Origin of the sequence: Aquimarina longa SW024 (assembly GCF_001401755.1) — a bacterium.
Classification (GTDB): Bacteria; Bacteroidota; Bacteroidia; order Flavobacteriales; family Flavobacteriaceae; genus Aquimarina; species Aquimarina longa.
In genome coordinates this window covers 183,552-204,701 of record NZ_KQ474106.1, presented here as the reverse complement: position 1 = coordinate 204,701, position 21,150 = coordinate 183,552, and the positions used below count along the sequence as shown (strand labels likewise).

The 21,150-nt window shown below is 31.7% G+C and carries 18 protein-coding genes; 10 read left to right on the top strand and 8 right to left on the bottom strand.

Features of this window, described 5'->3' with window-relative positions; genetic code table 11:
- Positions 1-24: 24 nt before the first annotated feature.
- The 6 genes from N456_RS24660 to gldJ all read right to left on the bottom strand — a co-directional run bounded on the left by N456_RS24660 (position 25) and on the right by gldJ (position 6,335).
- Positions 25-189 (bottom strand): class I lanthipeptide, encoded by a 165-nt coding sequence (locus tag N456_RS24660; RefSeq protein ID WP_158447949.1) that lies wholly within the window; start codon positions 187-189, stop codon positions 25-27.
- A 115-nt stretch (positions 190-304) separates the two neighbouring features.
- Positions 305-2,053, bottom strand: coding sequence for an AraC family transcriptional regulator (locus N456_RS22030; protein ID WP_082422621.1), 1,749 nt, complete (start codon positions 2,051-2,053; stop codon positions 305-307).
- A 350-nt stretch (positions 2,054-2,403) separates the two neighbouring features.
- Positions 2,404-2,517 carry a transposase gene (locus N456_RS25085; RefSeq protein WP_240315578.1) on the bottom strand — a complete coding sequence of 38 codons (114 nt, stop codon included), beginning with the start codon at positions 2,515-2,517 and terminating at the stop codon, positions 2,404-2,406.
- 296 nt (positions 2,518-2,813) lie between these two features.
- Positions 2,814-3,167 carry an ISAon1 family transposase N-terminal region protein gene (locus tag N456_RS22025; protein WP_062062236.1) on the bottom strand — a complete coding sequence of 118 codons (354 nt, stop codon included), beginning with the start codon at positions 3,165-3,167 and terminating at the stop codon, positions 2,814-2,816.
- 123 nt (positions 3,168-3,290) lie between these two features.
- Positions 3,291-4,571, bottom strand: a complete 1,281-nt coding sequence (locus N456_RS22020; RefSeq protein WP_062062232.1) for a UDP-N-acetylmuramoyl-tripeptide--D-alanyl-D-alanine ligase — start codon at positions 4,569-4,571, stop codon at positions 3,291-3,293.
- A gap of 87 nt (positions 4,572-4,658) precedes the next feature.
- On the bottom strand, positions 4,659-6,335 hold the full coding sequence (gene gldJ, locus N456_RS22015; RefSeq protein WP_062062229.1) for a gliding motility lipoprotein GldJ: 1,677 nt from the start codon (positions 6,333-6,335) through the stop codon (positions 4,659-4,661).
- 517 nt (positions 6,336-6,852) lie between these two features.
- On the opposite strand from gldJ, the gene porV reads away from it, so the two are divergent.
- From porV to N456_RS21980, 7 genes are all read left to right on the top strand, one after another.
- Positions 6,853-8,028: a type IX secretion system outer membrane channel protein PorV gene (gene porV / locus N456_RS22010; protein ID WP_062062227.1), complete on the top strand. Its 1,176-nt coding sequence runs from the start codon at positions 6,853-6,855 to the stop codon at positions 8,026-8,028.
- 292 nt (positions 8,029-8,320) lie between these two features.
- Entirely contained in the window at positions 8,321-8,803 is a 483-nt protein-coding gene (locus tag N456_RS22005) for a cytidine deaminase (RefSeq protein WP_062062224.1), read from the top strand.
- A 150-nt stretch (positions 8,804-8,953) separates the two neighbouring features.
- Entirely contained in the window at positions 8,954-9,955 is a 1,002-nt protein-coding gene (gene pdhA / locus N456_RS22000) for a pyruvate dehydrogenase (acetyl-transferring) E1 component subunit alpha (RefSeq protein WP_062062220.1), read from the top strand.
- A gap of 3 nt (positions 9,956-9,958) precedes the next feature.
- Complete coding sequence (locus N456_RS21995) at positions 9,959-11,578, top strand: pyruvate dehydrogenase complex dihydrolipoamide acetyltransferase (RefSeq protein WP_062062216.1); 1,620 nt, start codon at positions 9,959-9,961, stop codon at positions 11,576-11,578.
- 92 nt (positions 11,579-11,670) lie between these two features.
- The gene (locus tag N456_RS21990; RefSeq protein WP_062062213.1) at positions 11,671-12,645 is read left to right on the top strand and encodes a M20/M25/M40 family metallo-hydrolase; all 975 of its coding nucleotides are present in this window, start codon (positions 11,671-11,673) and stop codon (positions 12,643-12,645) included.
- A gap of 52 nt (positions 12,646-12,697) precedes the next feature.
- Complete coding sequence (locus N456_RS21985; RefSeq protein ID WP_062062210.1) at positions 12,698-13,378, top strand: SDR family NAD(P)-dependent oxidoreductase; 681 nt, start codon at positions 12,698-12,700, stop codon at positions 13,376-13,378.
- A 196-nt stretch (positions 13,379-13,574) separates the two neighbouring features.
- The gene (locus tag N456_RS21980; RefSeq protein WP_062062206.1) at positions 13,575-16,022 is read left to right on the top strand and encodes a M48 family metalloprotease; all 2,448 of its coding nucleotides are present in this window, start codon (positions 13,575-13,577) and stop codon (positions 16,020-16,022) included.
- Between the two features lie 308 nt (positions 16,023-16,330).
- Here the strand turns inward: N456_RS21980 and N456_RS21975 are convergent, their stop codons facing one another.
- Together N456_RS21975 and N456_RS21970 are read right to left on the bottom strand one after the other, a co-directional pair.
- Entirely contained in the window at positions 16,331-16,780 is a 450-nt protein-coding gene (locus N456_RS21975) for a hypothetical protein (protein WP_062062204.1), read from the bottom strand.
- A complete protein-coding gene (locus N456_RS21970) occupies positions 16,777-17,562 on the bottom strand; it encodes a hypothetical protein (RefSeq protein ID WP_062062201.1) in 786 nt (261 codons plus the stop codon). The genes N456_RS21975 and N456_RS21970 overlap by 4 nt, the downstream gene beginning before the upstream one ends.
- Positions 17,563-17,812: 250 nt before the next feature.
- On the opposite strand from N456_RS21970, the gene N456_RS21965 reads away from it, so the two are divergent.
- The 3 genes from N456_RS21965 to N456_RS21955 all read left to right on the top strand — a co-directional run bounded on the left by N456_RS21965 (position 17,813) and on the right by N456_RS21955 (position 21,150).
- A complete protein-coding gene (locus N456_RS21965; RefSeq protein WP_062062198.1) occupies positions 17,813-19,390 on the top strand; it encodes a YfbK domain-containing protein in 1,578 nt (525 codons plus the stop codon).
- Positions 19,391-19,471: 81 nt separating this feature from the next.
- On the top strand, positions 19,472-20,068 hold the full coding sequence (locus N456_RS21960; RefSeq protein ID WP_062062195.1) for a SprT-like domain-containing protein: 597 nt from the start codon (positions 19,472-19,474) through the stop codon (positions 20,066-20,068).
- A gap of 2 nt (positions 20,069-20,070) precedes the next feature.
- On the top strand, positions 20,071-21,150 hold the full coding sequence (locus tag N456_RS21955; RefSeq protein WP_062062192.1) for a mannose-1-phosphate guanylyltransferase: 1,080 nt from the start codon (positions 20,071-20,073) through the stop codon (positions 21,148-21,150).

Genomic DNA, 21,150 nt, shown 5'->3' with positions numbered 1-21,150 from the left:
ATTTAATAAATTCTGTTATAAAATCTAGCAGAAAGGATTATCCCCATCTTCATTTTTTTTTGTTTTTCCAGGATCACATTCAATATCAGCTGTAGCTGCTCCCATAATTTTTGCCATTTGGTTTTCAGTTAATTTTGAAATAGTAATCTTTCTTAGATTCAATTTTTTAATTCCTCTACTTTTTTTCATCACTTTATTTTAGATTTAAATTTTTATAAAAATATGATTAAACCCTTAAAAGTCATATCCTTTTTGAATAAATTACTCTTAATTCTAGAATTAAGAGTAAAAATTAAATACAAAATTATTGATTATCGAGCTGTTGAACTTGCTTCACAAAAAAAGATGGATATACCCCAGTTTTTTTAAAAAAAGATTTAGAAAACACTTCAGCAGAATTAAATCCAGCTTCTACAGCCAATGCCTTGATTGTATACTTTTGTAGTTTAGTGTCTATTGTTAGTTTTTCTATGATGTAATCAATTCTTAGATCGTTAATATATGGCGAAAAGCTTTTTTTTCTGTAAAATTTGATGACTTTGGTTAAGTATTTAGAATTGGTATTCATTTTTTTTGCCAAAATTCCAGAAGTAATATTAGCTTCCAAAAAACCATTCTTATTTTCAAACGCATCCAAACCTTTCAGGATAATTTCAATAACTTCCTCTGCGATATTCATATCAGCAAAAGAATTCGATTCATTAGTATTATTTCTCGTTTTTAGGCTTGATAGTTTTTCAGGCTCAGTTTTTTCGTTTTTAGAGAGTATTAATTCATTAAAGCGAACCTTATACCTTTTGTTTTTTTGATAATTGATTGTGTATAGAGTACTAATAATAAGCGTCAGGAATAATAAAGTTATTAAACCATAGTAGAATTTATTTTTTTTAGCTTCAAGTTCTTTTATTAGTTTTTCTTTATTTTCCAGTAAAATTGGTGTGTCATATTCTTCCGTTAATTTATTACTTAGGTATCTATAATTACGATCTAATATACTATCATTATATAATAATCGATTAATGTAGTATAATTGATTGTTTTTATCGTCACGAGATTTATAGTATTCAATAATTTTTAAGTAGGCAAATCGAGTTTCTGGAATCAAAAAATTCGATTTTAAAATTATTGAATCTATTTTTTTAAAATAAGGAGTAGCTATCTCCTTTTTGGATATGGCATTATATGATTTACCTAAAAAAAGATAAGAATCAATTAGATAATGATTTCCATATTCTAATCGATATTTACTTTTGGATAATTTATCTAATCCTATTTCTATATTATCAATTGCTTTTTTGTATTTCCCTTGATGATATTGAATTATCCCTGTATTCAAAAGAAATAGACATTCTATATCAGTTCCTTTTGCTAACTTAATATTTTGATCATTAAGACATATAGCAGCGTTTATTTCTTTATTCTTTCTATAGGTAACAATCAATTCTGAAATTCCTAAAAGATATGGCAATGTGTCATTTCTTTTTTTACCTATATTTAATTTTTCATAGGCGATGCATTTTTTAAACAATTCTTTTGCCTCTTCATATTTTCCAAAATATCTCTTAAGTAATGCTATGTTATGCTGTAGAATAGCACTATATCGAGTATTCTTTGTTTTTTTTGAAACTTTCAGGCCTTCCAGATAATAGTTCAAGGCTTTATCAAAAACTCCCTTTTCTTCAGATATTGCACCTTTATGAGTATACAAGAAAGCAAGATAATTAGTGTCTTCTGTATTTTTAATGACATTGATTGCACTATCAATATAAGTGATTCGCTTTTCGAGATGATCAAGATACAAGCGAGACATATTATAATAACCTCTAGAAATATGAAATGAATTATCAATATCCTTTCCTTTCTCTAAATAAGCTTTTGCATATACTTTATTTATGGTATCTATTTTATGAATTCCCCAAATTTTTTCTTTAAGTTCCTGAAAACTCATAGTTCTTAATGAATCAACAGGTGTTTCAGATATGATCTGGCAATAGGATATCTGTTGATATAGTAGTGATAGGATTATAAAACTAATTATTCTATGAATAGACATGTTTTTAGTTGGTTTTTTTCAAATATTTAATCTAAAATTTTATGAGGAAAGGGGGTTGTGCAAGAGGTCAATATTTTATGAATTTATATGTTATGTAACATATAAAACGGAACAAATATACATTTAATATAAAAACGATAAAAGTATAAAAACAAAACCTTGAGTGTTTTAAAGCTAATTTTAATTCTAAAATCAATACCGATATCATTTGTTTTAGGGTATCGGTATTGGTTTTGAGTCCAATTATTAGGTGCTTTATAGAGTAGATATCTACTTCTGGCTAAGAGTTGTTTTCTGCTATCCCTATTGCTAAAGGTTTCTGTACTATAGTCTTTTTGTTTGCTTTTAGCTTACTTGATCTGTTCATTTTCTTGGTCTATAGCTTCCCAACGATGTTTAATCCTGATATCCTGCAAAGCTTTTAGAGCTAGTTTTTGTACATGGAAGCGATCGGTAACTTGGATAGCTTTAGGGAAACATTTTTTACAATAAACTTCATCGAATGTGCCATATCTAAAGTAATCTCTTTGACCTTATCCCTAAGTGATTTTGGGATCTTAATCAATTGTGCTATGATAGGTTCAGCCTTAGTCCCTGAGAGTATAGCAACGATAGCTCCTTTCTTGCCTTTAGCACTTTTATTGGTAATAATAGTGTAGAGCTCTCCTCTTTAAATTCACTCATATAGTCTCGAAACTGACGCTGTAATTTTTTGCCATTGACACCATAAAAACCACCGATAGTATGACAGTCGTTAGGTTTAGTACTGATTAAGTGCTTTTAAAAAAGCAGCGAACTCCACTGTCATACGAGTTCCCTGTGCTACTAAGTCCCAATCTCTTGGAGCTATTTCCTTAGTGCTTTTATCTAACCAACGACGACGTTTAATATGAAGATAAACCTTCTTGTCCCGAATAGGAAAACCTTGAATGGTAATTTCTTTATGAAAACCGTGAGAGATAATAATGCTAGATGAAAATTCCTCTGGAACATCCTTCTTCTCTTCAAAATATAGATGAAGAACATCATTAGCTGTCTCGTGTTTTACAATATCAAAATGGGTAATTAATAATTTTGGTAACAGAACCTTTAGTAAGTCAATATATGAATTCAATAGTTGATTTTATTTACAAAGATCACATTCTTATTTCAATTCACACACAACTTTTAGGAATGATCCGTTTTAGTGAAGGACAAAAAACATACTACATCATTAAAGATAATAGTATATAAGAGGTTAAAGTAAGTCTAAGATTCGTTCTAGTTTCATTCCTCGAGAGCCTTTGATAAGGAGTGTATCTTTTTTGTCTTTTAAGCTCCAATTAGCTTTAAGATCTTCATAAGATTTAAACTTGTGGATACGAGAATCTGAACATATGGTGTTAAAAAAAAGATTCCCTATTAAGAATATTTTTTCTACTTCTGTTTTGCTGATTAGGTCTGTTATCTTTTGATGTTCTAAGGAAGATTCACTGCCTAGTTCGAACATGTCTCCTAAAAAAACAATTTTAGAGTCATATTGTAGTTTTGCGAAGTTATGAATTGCGGCATTCATGCTTGTTGGATTTGCATTATATGCATCAAGAATAATTGTGTGTTTTCCTTTTTTGATAATCTGTGAGCGATTGTTTGTGGGGGTGTATGATTCAATCGCTTGTTTTATTTGATCGGGATTGATTTTAAAATATTGACCAATAGTTATAGCGGCAGCAATATTTGTGAAATTGTATTCGCCAATTAGATTGCTATAGATTGTTTTGTTTTTATAAGAAATAGTAACGTTGGAGGTTGTTGTGTCAATGAGTTGCATATTAACATCACTAATCTCAGATTGAGAAAAATTATAGATGTCCATTCCAGCTGAAGCTTCGAGAAGTTTTTTATCCTCAAGATTAAGAAAAACTAGTTTGCTGTATTTTTTTAGATAATCATAAAGCTCTGTTTTGCCTTTTAAAACGCCCTCAAGACTTCCAAATCCTTCTAGGTGTGCTTTACCTATATTTGTAATGTAGCCATAATCAGGTTTAGCGATAGTGCATAAGAATGCTATTTCATTAAGGTGATTAGCTCCCATTTCTATAATTCCTATTTGAGTTTCTTTTGTCATAGATAATAATGTGATAGGAACTCCAATATGATTGTTTAGATTGCCTACAGTGGCTGTTGTTTTGAAGTTGGAAGAAAGAACGCTATTGATTAATTCTTTTGTAGTTGTTTTTCCATTACTTCCGGTTAATGCTATTATTGGAATGTCCAAGTACTCTCTATGATATAGCGCTAGATTTTGTAAGGTTTTTAATACATTATCTACAAGAATATGTTTTTCTGTTATTTTGTATTCAGCTTCATCAATTATAACATATGATGCTCCAAGTTCTAGGGCTTTTTCTGCGTATGTGTTTCCATTAAATCTATCTCCTTTTAAAGCAAAGAAAATAGTATTTTTTTTGATTTTTCGAGTATCAGTACAGATACCATTACTGGCTAAAAGTAATTGATGTATTTTTTTGATAGTCATTGATTTGGTGTATTAAAAAACCCTGACAAATATAGATATATGTGCAGGGCTTTTGTGTTTTACAACGAACTTTTATTGTAATATATGTTATCCTTTTGGTTTCTGATGTCTAGGTGTTTTTTGTCTTCGTGCTTTAGTACCTACACGCGACATTGCGTTTCTGAAACCGATATAATCTGTAGCCATACCTTGTGGCATAAATCTTCTTTGTGCAGGATCTAACCAATATGCTCGATCTTTCCAAGATCCTCCTTTATAGACACGAACCTTATCATCTACAATAGTAGTTCTTTTACTAGATTCATCATACCTCTTATCCATTTTTGTACTGTCTTCAGCATCGGGACCTACATAATGAATAGGGGCATTGTACATTCTTTTATTAGGAGTGTCTTGATCTTGATATCCTTCGTAATATCTAGAAGAACTTTTGTCACCGTCTCTATAATTTCTATTGTCACTATCAGTGAAATTAGTTCTCATATAGGTGTCATCTTCATCTACAGGTACTTGTAGGATTCCTCCGGGTAGTACTCTAGCTATAATTTTACCGTTACTAAGGGTGTCGTAAACGATAGAATCTGTCATCACTATTTTTACAGTTCCATCAGGGTTTATGGCATTTTTAGTATATACATTTCCTCTGTAATAGTTAAAGTCATTATATTCATCATCTACAATCGGTCTGTATACATCTGCTACCCACTCAGCAACATTTCCAGCCATATCATATAAACCATAATCATTAGGGTCGTAAGATTTTACGGGTGCGGTAATATCAGCGCCATCATCACTCCATCCAGCGATTCCACCATAATCACCATCGCCTTGTTTGAAGTTAGCTAATTGATCACCTCTTGTTCTTCTTTTTCCAGAACGAGTATATTTTCCGTTCCAAGGATATTTTTTTCTACCTCTATATATGTTGTAACTTCTAATTTCTACTAATCCTAAAGCGGCATATTCCCATTCTGCTTCTGTAGGGAGTCTATATTTTGGTAAAAGTAATCCATCTTTACGTTGTATATATAACCCAGTAGAATCATTAGTTTTGGCATATCTTTCTGATGCTCTACCGCCTCTTATAGCTTCATCATTACCTCCATAAGTTTGAGAAGGAGCATTTAAATAAGTATCTGTATCAAAAGTACTTTCTGCAGAAACATCTTCAAAAGGAGCATTCTTTTTAATTACATCTTCTTCTTCAAGAATTCTTTCATTAACACGGTTAGTTCTCCAATTACTAAATTCGATAGCTTGAATCCAATTTACTCCCACTACAGGGTAATTAGCATAGGCTGGATGACGTAAATAGTTATTTGTCATCATTTCATTAAATCCAAGTCGATTTCTCCAAACCAAAGTGTCAGGAAGTGCTCCATAATAAATATTTCTGTATTTTGGTTCTGTAGGAGGGTAAACACCTTTTAGCCAATCGAGATATTCTAAGTACATTACATTAGTTACTTCGGTTTCATCCATGTAAAATGATTGTACATGCTGTTGGGTTGGAGTGTTATTCCAATCATGCATTACATCATCTTGCACACGTCCCATAGTAAAAGTACCGCCTTCAACAAAAACTAGTCCAGGTCCGGTTTCTTGTTCTTTATAGTTTGTTTGTACCTGAAATCCACCATCTTTGGAATTGTATTTCCAACCTGTGGCTCTAGAATTGCTTCCATAGTCGTTTTTAGAACAACTGAAAAGTAAAACACTAATGGAGAGTGCCATTAGCGATTTCAAAATAAACTGATTCTTCATAATCTTAAGTTCGTTAAGTAGAAATTAGGGCTTGCAATATAAATAATAAACGTTAAAATTAGCCTAATTTTTTTAAAATATTATCAATTCTTGTTTTTTAACAAATTGACAGTGATTCTGGTTTAACGTAATATTTATAAGTTTAGTATCGAAATATTATAAAAACTGAAAACTTTGAAAGACAGAAAACAATTTTGATTCTTATAATTTTTTTGAAAATCATTTTTCATAAATAAATGTTAAAGAGGAGGGGAGTCAATTTTCTCTTTATCATAGGTCATTATCAGTGTTTGTAGTAGGGAATAAGCCCCATAAGACAAAAATCATTTTTAAATAAACTACTGTTTAAAGGTTTCTGTCGTAAAGGTTTTGTTAAAAAAAGATAGAGAAAATTAGATGTGATGCAAGATATCTTTAAAAACCACGTTAATAAACCTACAACTTAAAAAAAACGAAGAACACAACATTCTTAATAGCTAAATAACTATATATTTGTCAAACTCAATTTTTAAAGGATATGAAAAAAATAGTAACCCTCAGTCTGTTATTTGTAACACTTTTAACAATTAAAGTGCAGGCTCAGGAACAAAAAAGAGCAATTACAACTGCAACTCCATTTTTATTGATTGCAGCAGATGCGAGAGCTGCAGGTCTTGCAGATCAAGGGGTTGCTACTTCTCCGGATGCATTTTCACAACAATGGAACCCAGCTAAATATGCATTTGCGAAAAATAAACATGGAGTTGGGGTTAACTATACTCCATACCTTAGTAGCTTGGTAAATGATATAGGCTTAGGGAATTTAACATATTATAATAGACTTAATGAACGTAGTGCTGTAGCAGCTAGTTTTAAATATTTTACTTTAGGAGAAATAGAATTTAGAGAAAATGCTAATGATTTAGGATTGATAGAGAAACCTAATGAATTAACTTTGGATATTTCATATGCATTAAAGTTAAGCGAGCAATTTTCAATGTCAGTTACGGGACGTTACTTACGTTCTGATCTTAAGTTGTCTAATAGTTTAGATGATGCTAGTGCAGGAAGTAGCTTTGGTGTAGATATTGCAAGTTTCTATAGAAGTGATGAGATTGCTTTTGATTCCTTTAATGGAAGATGGAGAGCAGGTCTTACAATTTCTAATATAGGACCAAAAATAAAATATGATGATGCTGGGCAAGAAAATTTTATACCAACGAATTTTAGATTAGGGGGATCTTTTGATTTTATTTTTAATGAAGATAATCGAATTACTCCTTCGTTAGAGTTTAGTAAGTTACTTGTGCCGACTCCTTTGGATGATACAATAGATAGAAATGGGGATGGAATAGTTAATGGTGAAGATAGAAGTATTGCAAATAAAGAATATAATGATAAAAGCGCATTTGGTTCTATTTTTTCTTCATGGGGTGATGCACCAGATGGTTTTAGTGAAGAGTTAAAAGAGATTACTTGGGCATTAGGAGCGGAATATATGTATCAAGATGTGTTTGCTTTTAGAGCAGGATATTTTAATGAATCCGAGGAAAAAGGAGCGCGTAAATTTCTATCATTAGGAGCAGGTTTTAAATACAATGTTATTAATCTAGATGTGTCTTATTTATTTTCTACCTCAGCAGTAAGAAGCCCATTAGAAGGAACATTGCGTTTTGGACTTTCCTTTAGTTTTGGAGATAAGTATTACGATTAAGAAATCAGAAATATCAATATATAAAAGTATCAAGCATAATTTGCTTGATATTTTTTTTTAATCCATTAAGAAGAGGGTTAAATTCTCCGAAACTTGCCTCGATAACAAAAAAACATTTTGGAAGAATGCTTTGTGAGCTTACTATAGAAAATTATTGATTTTAAATCATTTCTTTGTAATGTATTATTAGGTAATTGTTTTTATACTTTAGTGAATAGATTTTAAGATTAATATAATTTTGCAACGTTTTATAAATAAGTGTTTTAAATTTTATAAGTAATATAATAAGTTTATGAAAGAAATAGAAATAAAATCTGTTTTGCAAGTATATGATGCTGTTGATGAATTGTCAGAAGATATTCAGAAATTAATGAAGCAGGCTGTTAAAATTAGAGATAAGGCGTATGCTCCATATTCTAGTTTTTTAGTAGGAACAGCACTTTTATTAGAAAATGGAGAAGTTATTTTGGGTAATAATCAAGAGAACGCTTGTTATCCATCAGGATTATGTGCAGAACGGACAGCAATTTACTACGCAGGAGCAAATTACCCTGAAGTTTCTATTACTGTTATGGTTATTTCTGCTAAATCCTTAAAATATGAATTGAACACACCTACGCCTCCCTGCGGAGCTTGCAGGCAGGCAATAGCAGAATATGAAGTAAAACAAAACAAGCCAATAGCTATTTATTTTATGGGAGAAACAGGGAAGATTATTAAATCCTCATCTCTGTCTAATATATTACCACTTCTTTTTGATAATTCATATTTATAACGTTTTCGTGGATTTTATAGGCAAACTCCTTTCCCTTTAATTTCGAATATGCTATTTTTGCTTTTCGTTCTGCTAGTAAAGTAGGAGGAAAAATAAATGAATACTAGTTTTGAGATTAGTTTTTTTATATACATATCAGCACAATTATAAATGAAAAAGATAACCAAAGATGTTTACCTAAATTGGTACGAAGAAATGCTTTTCTGGAGAAAATTCGAGGATAAGTTAGCTCAGGTTTATATTCAACAAAAAGTAAGAGGCTTTTTACACTTATATAATGGTCAGGAAGCAATCTTAGCAGGAGCTTTACATGCTATGGATCTTACTAAAGATCGTATGATTACTGCATATCGTAATCATGTGCAGCCTATCGGTATGGGAGTAGATCCTAAACGAGTAATGGCAGAGTTATATGGTAAAGGTACTGGTACATCACAAGGTTTAGGAGGGTCGATGCATATCTTTTCTAAAGAGCATCGGTTTTATGGAGGGCATGGTATTGTTGGAGGGCAAATTCCTCTAGGAGCAGGTTTAGCGTTTGCTGATAAGTATAGTAAAAGAGATGCTGTTACATTAACTTTTATGGGAGATGGAGCGACTAGGCAAGGATCATTGCACGAAACATTTAACTTAGCAATGCTTTGGAACTTACCAGTAGTATTTTGTGTAGAAAACAATGGATATGCAATGGGGACATCTGTAGAAAGAACTGCGAACCATTCTGATATATGGAAACTAGGATTAGGGTATGAGATGCCTTGTGGTCCTGTAGATGCTATGAATCCAATAAAAGTAGCAGAAGCTTTGGATGAAGCAATTACTAGAGCTAGAACAGGGGGAGGACCGACATTTTTAGAGCTAAAGACCTATCGATATAGAGGGCATTCTATGAGTGATGCACAAAAGTATAGAACAAAGCAAGAAGTTGCAGAGTATCAAAAAATAGATCCTATAACTCAGATATTAGATGTTATTAAGGAAGAAAATCATGCTACTGATGAAGAGATTGCTGCGATAGATAAAAGAGTGAAGAATAGAGTGGCAGAATGCCAAAAATTTGCAGAAGAATCACCATTCCCAGATAAGAATGTAATGTATGATGTAGTGTACGATCAGGATGATTATCCATTTTTATCACATAAACCACAATAAATTATGGCTACAGTTATCAATATGCCGCGATTGAGCGACACCATGGAAGAAGGAGTTGTTGCGAAGTGGCTTGTTAAAAAAGGAGATAAGATTAGCGAAGGAGATATCCTAGCTGAGATTGAAACAGATAAGGCAACAATGGAGTTTGAATCTTTTTATGAAGGAACATTACTCCATATAGGGATTGAAGAAGGAGAAACAGCTCCAGTAGATCAATTGCTAGCTATTATTGGAGAAGAAAACGAAGATATTTCTGGTTTATTAAATGGAAACGCTGTGCCCAGTGCAAGTGTTCCAAAAGAAGAAAGTGTAGAAGAAACTAGTTTAGTATCTAATGAAGTGACTACAATTCCTGAAGGTGTAGAAGTAATCACGATGCCACGTCTTAGTGATACAATGGAAGAAGGGACAGTAGCTACTTGGTTGAAAAAAGTAGGAGATACCGTGGAAGAAGGAGATATCCTAGCAGAAATCGAAACCGATAAAGCTACTATGGAGTTCGAATCTTTCTATAATGGAACTTTACTGCATATAGGTATAGAGGAAGGACAGACCGCTCCTGTAGATGTTTTGTTGGCAATTATAGGACCAGCAGGAACCGATATCTCAGGTCTTAAAGATGGAGTGTCTGTAAGTACAACCTCTACAGTAAAAAATGAAACTACAATAAAAAAAGAAGAACAAGTATCTACTGAATCAAATACTTCTGAAAGTTCAGGAGTTAGAGGAGGAAGAATATTTGTGTCACCACTAGCTAAAAAAATTGCTGCGGATAAAGGGATAGATCTTTCTAAGGTAACAGGAACAGGGGAGAATGGGCGTATTGTAAAGAAAGATATAGAATCATTTACACCTTCGATAAAAGTAGAAGATGTACCAGAGTCAAAAACTAAAGAAATAGCCGTTTTTTCACAGATACAAACGTTTACTCCTGCAGGAGAAGAAAGTTTTGAAGAAGTAAAGAATTCGCAAATGCGCAAAGCTATTGCTAAGAGCCTTTCGGGATCTAAGTTTACAGCACCACATTACTATTTAACAATTGAAGTAGATATGCAGAATGCTATGGCTTCTCGTAAAAATATTAATGCATTACCAGATACTAAAGTATCTTTTAACGATATGGTGGTTAAAGCATGTGCAATGGCACTTCGTAAGCATCCACAAGTGAATACGCAGTGGACAGATGCAGTTACCAAATATGCTAAGCATATCAATGTTGGTGTTGCTGTGGCAGTACCAGATGGATTAGTAGTTCCTGTTTTGCCTTTTGCAGATCATATGTCGCTTACTCAAATTGGAACTAAGGTTAAAGATTTAGCAGTTAGGGCACGTGATAAAAAGTTAACTCCACAAGAAATGAGTGGTAGTACATTTACGGTGTCTAATTTAGGTATGTTTGGGATTCAGGAATTTACTTCTATTATCAATCAACCTAATTCGGCAATATTATCTGTTGGTGCGATTGTAGAAAAACCAGTAGTTAAAAATAGCCAAGTAGTTGTAGGTAATACAATGAAAGTTACTCTAGCTTGTGATCATAGAACTGTAGATGGAGCTACGGGAGCTCAGTTTTTACAAACATTAAAACAATATCTTGAAAATCCAGTAACAATGTTGGCATAGATCAAATATTGATTAGCATAGTATATTCATATTTAATTAATCCTACTTCATTAGAAGTGGGATTTTTTTATCTTTAGCCAAAAGATCTTGTTATGCAAAAAAATATTGTCATTATTCTAGTTTCAATTTTATTTATTAATTGTAAAAATACAACTACTGCACAATCACCTGATATGGGAGTAGTAGAGGAGGTTTTTTTGGGAGAAACCAAAGCTTCAGAGGTGTCGGATATTATTAATTTTTTAGCTAGTGATGAATTAGGTGGTCGTGATACAGGTAGTGAAGGTTTGGAAAAAGCTGCGCAGTTTATAGAAGAAGAGTTTAAGAGTTATGGGGTAGCACCATATTTTGAGACCTATAGAGATCCATTTGATGCAAATGGAATAGCAACATACAATGTTGTGGGGTATTTAAAAGGAAATGATGAGAAATTAGCAAAAGAGTTTATTGTATTGGGAGCACATTTCGATCATATAGGAAAAGCTAAAGAGGTTAATGGAGATGTTATAGCTAATGGAGCTAATGATAATGCAGCAGGAAGTAGTGCTGTGATTTCTTTAGCTAAAGAACTAGCTAGATTAAAGAGTAATAAGCGTAGTATCCTTTTTGTGCTATTTGAAGCCGAAGAAGTTGGACTCTTAGGATCAAAGCATTTAGCAAGAGTGTTAAAGATGAAAAAACTTAACCTGTATACGATGATTAATTTTGAAATGATAGGAGTGCCATTAAACGACAAGTCATATAAATCCTATATTACAGGGTATGAAAAATCTAATATGGCAGAAAAAATAAATGAATATGCAGGCTCTGAACTTACGGGGTATTTGCCAAAAGCAAAAGAATTTCAATTGTTTATGAGGAGTGATAATTACCCGTTTTATGAGCAATTTAATGTGCCCTGTCAAACGATTTCTACATTTGATTTTACAAACTATGAGTATTACCACCATGTAGATGATGAGATATCTGAAATGAATTTTGAGTTTATGTCAGAACTGATCAATAATTGTGTTCCGGTTATTATAAAAATGGCAAATACTAACGATAAAGAAATTAAGTTAAACTAATATATAAGATCTTATAAGTCTTAAAGGTTTGTAAGATCTGTTCAGTAGAGAAATGAAAAATATTATTATCACGGGAGCAAGCAGAGGAATAGGATATGAATTATCCAAACTACTTGCTAATGAAGGTCATCAGGTTTTAGCATTATCTAGGAATGAAAAGCCTATTATAGCACTTCAGCATCAAAATATACATGCTTTTTCTTTTGATATCAGTAATCTAAAAGATTTAGAAAAGATGACTGATTATATTTCTTCTACATGGAAACAGGTAGATGTGTTGATTAATAATGCAGGTAAATTATTGAATAAACCTTTTAGTGAAATTTCTACTCAGGATTTTGAGGAAGTATATAAAGTAAATGTTTTTGGAGTAGCCGAAATTACACGTTTGGTATTGCCTTTTATGAAATCAGGAAGCCATGTCGTTACAGTAAGTAGCATGGGAGGTATACAAGGGAGTATGAAGTTTCCTGGGTTAGCTGCTTATAGTTCTAGTAAAGGAGCTGTAATTACATTAAGTGAATTGTTGGCAGAAGAATATAAAGAAAGTGGTATTGCTTTTAATGTTTTGGCATTGGGGGCTGTACAAACCGAAATGTTAGAAGAAGCATTTCCTGGGTATCAAGCGCCTTTGACAGCTACAGAAATGGCAAATTATATCAAAGAGTTTTCCTTAACAGGTAATACGTTTTATAACGGAAAAGTACTTCAGGTTTCTAGTAGTACACCATAATTTAATTATTCATTAAGAAGGCTAATTTTTAGAGATTTACATCGAAATTAAAATATTGTTTTTTTTAGGAGTATGCCTCGTGAGTTTGTTAAAGAGAGTTGTTGATCAAAAGAAGTTTCTTAAAACCACTATGTTTTAATTGTAAGATATAAAAGGGCTTACAATATAGATTGTTACATATTTATAAAAAACAGAAATGACAGATAATCATCATAAGGTCGAACCTATAGATCATTCATGTCTTGTTTTCTATCCAGAGAACCTAAGCCTAGAACAGTTGTATAGTCATCTAGATACTGCACTATTAGAAAAGAATAAAAAAAAGGAGTATGAATTAGAATTAAGGGATGATAGTATCTATGTAACTACTAGTATTGCTTATAAAAAAGATGTAAGGGTAGGTTATAATCTTTATCAGGTATATAAACTAAATAACGTATTTAAAGTACTATGTAAGCGTGTTAAAATTGAGGAGGAAAAGGATAATGAACAAGTAGTTGTGGCTATTTCTGATAAAGATTATATTGTTAATGAAATAATAGTATACGTTAATCAGTTGTTAGATACCAACGGAAGTTTTGTTGATCCGAGTCAATTTATAACATCAATACATCCTAAAACAAAAAACCACATTTTATACCTGTGTCATTCTAATGAGTTACTGCTTTGTTGTCTCGCTATTACCAATTTAAAAACCACTCTTGTAAAGGTTGATAAAAAAAAGAACTATTATTTGGTGGTAACCAATATAAGAACATTGTTGGTATCCGGTGCTGATGGTAAAGAGATAGATGTACTAGATATTTCTAACCATATTCTAGAGTATAAAGAAAAAATAGGTAAAGATTATATTTTTAGTAAAGAGCTTTCTTTTTATACAGAATTATGGAATGATGGTTTATTTGTAGATATTAAAGATAGTATAAAAAAGACCTCTCCTAATCGAGTAGAACAATTTGCAGATCTATTATGGAATAAGTATAAGGCTAATAAAAAGCAGTTACCATATATTAAGAAGTTATATCTTTTTGCAAATAAGCAATCAGAGGAGCTTATGCCTTTGGTGAAAGCGATTTTAGTATTTTCATTTTCTAAAAAAGAATTTAATAAGGTAGAAGAATTGCCTATAAACAATCTATTTCAATTAATTAGAGATCATAAGGATTTTGGAAATTATTTGTCTGAGCTTTTTGTACAGTGGAATATAGAAATAGACGAGCAATATATCTTTTTAAAGTTTTTGATTTCTAAAAAAGAATTCTTTGATATTTTTCATATTGCTACATTCTATAAGAAAGTGTATACAGGTATCAAAAATAAAAAGAAAGAAAAAGATGTTTTAGTGTTAGATCTGGAATATGGTAGTTATCTAAAAGAAATTAATCAATTTGATAAAGCAATCTCTATTTTTGAAAAACTACTATCAGCAATGGAGGAAGATAGTATTATAGAGATGGTTTCTGATAGTACAATTAGTATTATCACAGGAGAGGATAGTTACCCATTACGGATTCGGCTTTTAGAAGATCTGAGAGATGTAAAAAAGGCTGCTAAAATCCCTTATGATCAAGAGTTACTAGCGTTAGCAATACAGCAACCTTTGGTGCTTTCTCATATTGAAGCGCTAAAAGAGGTAAGTGATCCTACTATTGCGAAAAAAGCAGCTCATATTCTTTCTTTATTTGATGGTTTTTCTTTTACGTTTCAAGAAAATGAAGTAACACAGATAGATAAAATATATACCAAAGAAGAATTGTTTGATAACGTAGTTCCAGAATGTTTTAAAAAAGCGCAAGGCTTTTTGGATACTTTTACAAAAATGATAGCTCAGATAGACGCACCTGATTATAAAAATGTAACTGGTTTTTCTGAGAAAATTACGGCTCAGAATCATCCGACTTCTTATAAAATAATTGAAGACGTAGCAGCTGCTTTATCGAGTTCTACTATCGAATGTTTCTTAGGAAGAGGGGATTATGCTAAAGGTGTTATTGGAGTAGAAAGTATTTCTAATTTTTTAATAATAGGGTCGGATCACTTAGATTCTGACAACTTAAGATATCTGTCAGATAGAGAACTGCAATTCGCTATGGCATTAGAGATGGCGCATATTGTGTTTGAACATACCAGAATCACATCTAAGGATATTTGGAGGGGAGCAAAAAATAAAAGTGTTAATGTAGCGCAAGTTTTATTAGTAGCACTTCCTGTTTTAGGGTCTTTAGGAGGTGTGTTAGGGAAATTTACAAATCTATCGGGCTTTTCAAAAGTTTTTAATAGTTTAGATAAGATTAATAATGTTGTCGATAAAGGACAGTCGGCTATAGAGTATGGAGGGAAATTAAAAAATATGATTTCTAAAGAAGAGCAAGAAGAGAGGAATCTATTAGCAACATCGAGGTTAATGGAGATTTCGGCAGATAGAGTAGGGTTGTTGATTACAAAGGATCTAAAAACTTGTTTAAGTACATTATTTAAATTAGATCCTAATTATGAAACTATAAAAGAGATTCTAGAACAAGAAGGGTTATATTCTTTTTTAAGTATGCAAAATAAAAAATCAGAATTCATAAACCAAGAATATGTATATCGATTAAAAACACTTTTTAGTTTTTATTTGAGTAAAGAAATTAATGGGATATAATACTCTTCCAGAACTGTTTTACCCTTTCCCAGTATTAGTTGTACCTCTCCCAGAAGCTAGGAGGAACGAATTTGTTACAGGGAATAAGGAACAAAGAATGGGGAGTGTTCAATAAAGTGTGTCACCAAGTTTTGTTCTAAACAAGCTTACTAAGAATTAAGAAATATATAAAAGTTTGAAAATAGTATGATATAAAAAGTGATTCTAATACCATCTATACTTTAGCTATATTTAATTTTTCTTCTTCGTACAAACAAAAAATAGTTGATTTTTTTTCATAACGAATTTAAAGTATAACTGGTATAGAGTTATTTAATTGTATCAAAAAAAACTTTTTTGGTAATAAGTTGCTCTCCTTCGATGTTGATTTCCGAAGTTTTAATGAATGTAAGTATCGTGTCCGTTTTATGCTCTAAAACAATTTTTGTAAGAACTTTCTTTACAGAATCAGAAACAGTTTCAAAAGGAGCTATGAGAGTAACACTGTTAAGCTTAGTGTTTTCTGTTACAGAAAAAAGAGTAGTATTTTCTATGTTAATGTTAAAATTAGGATTTGTCTTAGCTACTATTTTTTTATCTAGATATTCCTGTAGTTTTTGTGTAATTAATAAGGTATAAGCATCGGTATCAGATACAATAGTTTTTTCTCTTTCTATAATTTCAAAATTATCAGAAGCTTTTGCTTCCGTTTTTTTGGATATATTATTAGCACAGCTAAAAGAGAGGAGAAATAGGAGAATGGATATAAACTTTTTCATGATTTTATTCTGAATTTTAGTTTAACAATCTGCCCATTTATTTTTCTGGATTCTATGATTTCGATATTTTTTAAACTTTTAGTAGGTGTCGTTAGTTTATTGATAAATTCATCTTTAGTATATATCTCAATACCTAATCGTTGTGGTAGTACCTGAAAAATAGTTGCATCACTAGCAATTATCCTAGATAATTCTTTTCTTCTTTTTTTCCAATCATTTACTTTTCCATTGGCATAGTAATGAAGCATCAAAGCATAATCATCTGTTTGGATTTGTAAATTCTCAAAACGATTAGAAGAAGCTATTCTGTATATGGTGTCTGTCCTATGATAAGGAGATTGTATTATAAAACGAATATAATCGTCTTTTGTTTTCCAGATAAAACAACCTGTGCTATCGCTTTTTGAGTACGAAGGAGATTCTTTATTATTTAGTATGATAATATCTATGGGAGTTTTGGTAATAGGTTGGTTTCTGTCTTGGTCAATAAAGCAAAAACTAAAAGTATTCTCATTAGGAATTGATATGTATGTTATAGTAGCTACTCCAAGACCTAAAAGAAGTATCCAAAACCATTTAGAGATCGTAAATGGTTTCTTTATAGATGTTGTAGAAGTATGATTATTTTTAAAATCATTCCAATTTATATATCCACAATATTGTGATAGTAGATTAAGGATGTCTACTCTAGGTAATTTATCGGAGGTGTTTTTAAAATAGCTATAGAAAGATTTTTCACTAATAGATGAGTTTACCGTTTTCTGTAAATCTTCCTGAAACAATACAATATCCTGTCCTTTCCAATCAGAAATAGCATGACTGGATGCGGTATTTGTTTTCAGAAACTGCTGAGTAACTACTTTTTTTAGTAGATCGAATGCTATTTTGTTTTCGGGAGTTATGATTTTAATATATTGATAATGATTAATTTGTGTTTTGTAAAATGTTTTACAAACGCTTTACAAGTGTTTTTCAATAGATAAATTACACTAGTTTTTAAGTTTGTTTTCAGTTAAAAAAATAAAATTATAGATGATGAAAACAAAGATGATTAAAAAAATTGAAGTAGCATTACTGAGTATATTATTTTTAGGAATAAGTTCATGTAATCAATACCCTAACAAATACAAGGATCATCATGAAGAGATTGTTGTAGAAAGAAGTACTGATTTAGAGCAACCAATTGATGCTTTGGAAGAGGGAGCGCAAAATCCCGAAGATTATAAAGAGATTACGGAAAACGATTTTAAGAGAACTCACTTAGCACCATTATCTACTTTTTCGATAGATGTAGATAAAGCATCATATAGTAATATACGGAGAATGATTAATAATGGACAGAAGATCCCTAAAGACGCTGTTAAGATAGAAGAGATGATTAATTATTTTAAGTATGATTATGTGCAACCTATAGGTGAAGATCCTTTTGCTGTCCATGTAGAATCAGGAGATACCCCTTGGAATGAGCAAACAAAATTGGTTAAAATAGGACTAAAAGGTAAAGAGATATCAACGGATAATATACCAGCCTCTAACCTAGTGTTTTTAGTAGATGTATCTGGTTCTATGGGAAAAATGAATAAGTTACCTTTATTAAAAAAAGCATTTAAACTATTGGTAAAACAGCTAAGGAAACAAGATAAAGTATCTATTGTGGTATATGCAGGTGCTGCAGGAGTTGTTTTAGAATCTACTAGTGGAGATAAAAAAGAGAAAATTATAGCAACATTAGATAATCTTACATCAGGAGGTTCTACAGCAGGGGGAGAAGGGATTGATCTGGCATATAAAATTGCAAAAGATAATTTTATTAAAGAAGGCAATAATAGAGTGATTTTAGCTACTGATGGAGATTTTAATGTAGGTTTAACTAGTGATAGAGCAATGGAGGATTTAATTGAAGAAAAAAGAAAAACAGGGATATTTCTAACATGCTTAGGGTTTGGAATGGGTAACTATAAAGATAGTAAGTTAGAGACTTTGGCAGATGCAGGGAATGGTAATCATGCATATATAGATACCATGCAAGAAGCTCAGAGAGTTCTAGGGACTGAGTTTGGAGGTACGCTATTTACAATTGCTAAAGACGTAAAAATTCAGGTAGAGTTTAATCCCTCTATAGTACAAGCATATCGTTTGATTGGTTATGAAAATCGATTGTTACAAGATGAAGATTTTATAGATGATACCAAAGATGCGGGCGAATTAGGTAGTGGTCATACCGTTACAGCATTATATGAAATACTACCAGTTGGAGTAAAAAGCGAATACCTTAAAAAAGTTTCGCCGTTGAAATATACAAATACCGATAAAATAGAAGCTAATGAAGATGAGGTGCTTACTGTAAAATTTAGATATAAAAAACTAACAGAGAATGAAAGTAAAGAAATAGTTTATCTGTATAAAGCAACTACAAAGGAAACGTCAACAGATTTTAAATTTGCAGCTTCAGTAGCATGGTTTGGTATGAAACTTAGAGAATCAAAATATCTTAAAAACCAAAATACGAAAGATATGATCTCTTTGGCTAAGAGTAATAAGGGAGATGATGCTAATGGGTATAGAACAGAATTTGCTAGACTTATGGAGACTTATGTAGGAATGGAATAGTCTTAAAAAAATAGCATAGTGCAAAGAAAATAATGAATTAAGTGCATCGACAGGATGCACTTAATTTTGTATTTTGCGCTAATGAAGGAAATACTGGCTAGATACATTCCTGAGCGTGCTGTAGAACCAGCATTTGATTTAATTATAAAATGGAATGTACATCTAAAAATAGTCAATGAGCGAGTTACACGGCATGGAGATTATCGCAAAATGCCAGATGGTAGACACCAGATTACAGTAAATGCATCTCTTAATGTATATCGTTTTTTGATTACTTTAATTCATGAAATAGCACATTTGGTTACTTTTGAGAACCATGGGCGTTATATAAAACCACATGGGATAGAGTGGAAAAGAACCTTTCAACAATTAATGTTACCCTATATTAATCCAGAGATTTTCCCATCTAAATTATTGCCTGTTATAGCACATCATTTTAAAAACCCTAGAGCTAGTAGTGATACGGATGAAAAATTAGCACTAGCATTAAAACAATATGACCCTGCTAATGATAAAAATTATATCTTTGAATTGCCTTTGGGAAGTGTTTTTCGATTGTATAATGGAAAAGTTTTTAAGAGAGGAAATAAAAGAGTAAAACGATATGAGTGTGTAGAGCTTGATACAGGTAAGGTTTACCTTTTTAACCCCAATGCAGAAGTAGAATTATTGAATTGACTATGAATAAAAATTATTACGCAATATTGATGGCAGGTGGAGTAGGATCAAGGTTTTGGCCAGTGAGTACTACCGAATACCCAAAACAATTCCATGATATGTTAGGTACAGGAGAAACGTTGATTCAGCGTACATTTTCGCGTTTAGCCAAGATTGTACCTAAAGAAAATATAATTATACTTACTAACGAGATATATAAGGAATTGGTTTTTTGGCAATTGCCAGAAGCAAAAGAAAATCAAATAGTAACTGAGCCTGCAATGCGTAATACAGCGCCATGTATACTATATGCAGCATTAAAGATACAAAAAGAGAATCCAGATGCAGTAATGGTTGTTGCTCCTAGTGATCATTGGATCGAAGACGAAAATGCTTTTGTAGTAAACTTACAACACTGTTTTGAAGCATGCTCAGAGAATGATATTTTGATGACATTAGGTGTTCAGCCTACATTTCCTAATACAGGATATGGATATATTCAATATGATAAAGAGTCTACAATCGCTAATAAAAAGGTAGCTCAATTTACAGAAAAACCAAATTATGAAACTGCCAAAAGATTTATATCAGAAGGCAATTATCTATGGAATGCAGGAATTTTTATATGGAGTGTAGAGAGCATTGTAAGTGCTTTTTCAAAATTTCAAAAAGAAATGACCACATTATTTGAGAAAGGGTCACTCATCTATAATACTGAACAAGAAAACGATTTTATACAAATAAATTACCCCTTAGCAGAAAATATATCAATCGATTATGCTATTTTAGAGAAAGCAGATAATATATATGTATTACCAGCTACTTTTGATTGGAGCGATCTAGGAACTTGGGGATCTTTATATGACAAATTAGATAAAACAGAAAGCAATAACGCTGTTGTTAATGCTAAAGTGTTGTCAGAAGATGCATCAGGTAATATGATACGAACTTCGAATCATAAAGTCGTAGTAGTTGATGGGTTACAAGATTATATTATTGTAGATAAGCAAGAGGTGCTTTTGATTTACCCTAAAACGAAAGAACAGGATATCAAAGAAGTACTTAAAAAAGTAAAAGAAACATACGGAGAACAATACGGATAG